Genomic DNA, 257 nt, shown 5'->3' on the forward strand with positions numbered 1-257 from the left:
AACTTTCAACGGAACAGCAAATGCTACAGTAACTTATACAGTTGATGGTGGAGCCAACCAAACGGTAACGCTTGACGCTTCAGGAACCGCTACGGTTGCTACATCAGCTTTAACTGCAGATAGTGTTTATACTTTAGTGGATGTAACTTCAGCAGGAACACCAGCTTGTACGCAAGTGTTAACAGGATCGGCTACGGTTTCTGTGATTGCCTTACCGACAGCGTCTATTTCAGGAACAACCACAATTTGTTCTGGAG

1 protein-coding gene is annotated in these 257 nt (G+C 44.7%); it reads left to right on the plus strand.

Going from position 1 to position 257, the window contains the following annotated elements; genetic code table 11:
* Positions 1-257: hypothetical protein (locus LZZ90_RS14025; RefSeq protein WP_237791328.1), on the plus strand; the 257-nt coding region annotated here is incomplete at both ends.

Origin of the sequence: Flavobacterium sp. SM15, assembly GCF_022012335.1 — a bacterium.
Taxonomy (GTDB): domain Bacteria; phylum Bacteroidota; class Bacteroidia; order Flavobacteriales; family Flavobacteriaceae; genus Flavobacterium.